This window comes from Arenibacter amylolyticus, from assembly GCF_002150785.1.
In the GTDB taxonomy this organism is placed as follows: domain Bacteria; phylum Bacteroidota; class Bacteroidia; order Flavobacteriales; family Flavobacteriaceae; genus Arenibacter; species Arenibacter amylolyticus.
Window position 1 is genome coordinate 1 of the sequence record NZ_MTAZ01000057.1, and the last position, 2,322, is coordinate 2,322.

A 2,322-nucleotide genomic window follows, 5' to 3' on the forward strand; every position below is an offset into this window, starting at 1 on the left:
GTGAGAGGCTCGGGGTGAAATTCCCCTTGCCTACTCGACGCCGAGACCGTTAGCTACCATTTGAACAAACATCGAACTTATGCCGAAAAGTAGAGGAAGAAAGAAAAAAAAGAAAAAGACAAAAAAAGTCTATGGAAAAGCTTCTGGTGTGAGAAGAGAACTTGTTAATGGCATAGAATTAAAATTAGATGGAAAAAATATTACCGTAAAAAACAAACGGACCAAAAAACAACACGAAGAATACATTCAACAAGTAATAGCGAATAGACCTAAAAATCTAGAGTTTATTGAAAAATCCATCGAAAGAGTAATTGAAATTTTTAAAACATTCGACAATTTTCAACTATTAGGGTTCCTTTCATATAATCACTTTTTAAACCACAATAATCCAGAAGATGATGGAATGGCTGAAGTGACTTTGGAATATGCAACTAGTTTTGCAACTGCTATAAAAAACAATCCTACAAAACAGCCTACTACAGATATTTTCGAGGAACTTAAGGATTTACTTACGAATATCAGAATGGCTTATAATGCCTATATATCTACAGAAGGTCTAATTGGAAATTATACAGAGCAGGAAAGCCATTTAAGATTTTTAACTGTTTTGGAAGCACTACATATGCGAGGAGATGGATATATGAATCATATCTATGCAATATTCAAAGAAATGTTTTCAGGACACGACCAATTCTTTATTGACAATTATGGTTTTGACTCAGATGATATTTTAGAAACGTTTATACAATTAGAAGATTCTTGGTATTGTAGGTTAAGGTTACCAAATGGAATGCCACATCCAAGTTCTATGAATAGATTTAAGGAATGGTATGAAGCAAAAGGGATAAAATCATTTCGAGCTGATGACCCACAGCCAATGATTGATTTTCTGGCTGATAATCCTGATTTCGTTTCTCAAAAAGGAAAACCTGATGGATTTTTAATCAATGACCCAAAACAGTTTCAAGAATTACATAAAATAAGATTCAGACAAGAACGACATAAAAAAGTAGTTGAAGCTATAACCCAAGAATTCGGAGAAAATGCAGGTTTTTTAAATCCAAAGTTTCAGGGTTTACCATTAAGTGAAACTTTAATAACCCAAAAACCTATAATAAAATATAAAGATGAATTCTATCTTTTTGCTTTTAATCTTCTAACTCGAAATCTTTTTGATATTGCAGAATTTTTAATAAAAAATGCAGACAAAAAATACTATAAAGAAAAATTTCTAGGTAATAAATACTCGCATTCTAGAGACAATTATCTAGAAAACAAAACAGCAGAGTTATTAGATAATTTTATAAAAAAATCAACTTCTTATCTCAATCTTAAATACAAACCTGGAATACTTGATGAAAATGGCAATCCAGTTGAGACTGAATTAGACTTACTTATTATTTCAGAAAAAGCTAATTACATAATTGAAATAAAAGCAGGAGGTTTATCAGCACCATCCAAAAGAGGTGCATTAAAGAGCTTAACAGGTCAACTTTCTGAAACTGTGGGTTATGGAGCTTATCAAAGCCACCGAGCATATAAGTACATAATAGAAAACGACAATAATTCTTTTTATGATAAGCAAGGAAAAACAATAAATGTCGATAATACTAAGAAAACATTTAGGGTAACAATAACACTTGAACATTTATCTGGATATATTTCAAACCTACACGAATTAAAAGAATTGGGAATTGTTAAACCTGACGTAGAATTCGCTTGGAATTGTAGCTTGTTCGATTTAATGATATTTTCCGATATTTTAGAAAACGAAGATGACTTTATAGAATATTTAGAACAAAGAATTCCATTGTTCACTAGCGAAAAAATACGAGTAAATGATGAAATTGACTTGTTAGGTTACTTTCTCGAAAATGGAAAATTAGTTGATGAGAAACTTCTGAAAAAAGTTGACAACTATTCACTAAATAAAACCTCTCAAGAGATAGATGAATATTTTCAAAAGGGAGGAAAAAAACCGAAGAAAAAACGGTAGCTAACAATGTATAAAAATAATAGCGGTTTAGTCGCTTAAAACCAAAGAAAGTAAGTATAAAATAGGTCTGTGTTTAACCGAAAAGTAAGTGCATAAAAATCCGCTACTATTCTTATACGAGACCGTCAGACTGTCTCAAAACTTAATAACCTTGTTGAAAACCCGTTGCATCATCTTCAGATCCAATCCCGGCTTTTTGTAACTTAAGGTATGGAATATCAACAAGGACAAGACCGGGAGCAGTTAACACTTTACAGCACTTGTTTGGACGACATGGTCCCACAGGACAATTCAGTGCGATTTATCGATCAGTTTGTAGAGAACAT

The 2,322-nt window shown here is 32.0% G+C and carries 1 protein-coding gene; it reads left to right on the plus strand.

All coding sequences use genetic code 11. The features are described from left to right. The first annotated feature begins 79 nt into the window (after nucleotides 1-79). Complete coding sequence (locus BV214_RS15280; RefSeq protein ID WP_086478376.1) at nucleotides 80-1,996, plus strand: hypothetical protein; 1,917 nt, start codon at nucleotides 80-82, stop codon at nucleotides 1,994-1,996. The last annotated feature ends 326 nt before the right edge of the window (nucleotides 1,997-2,322 follow it).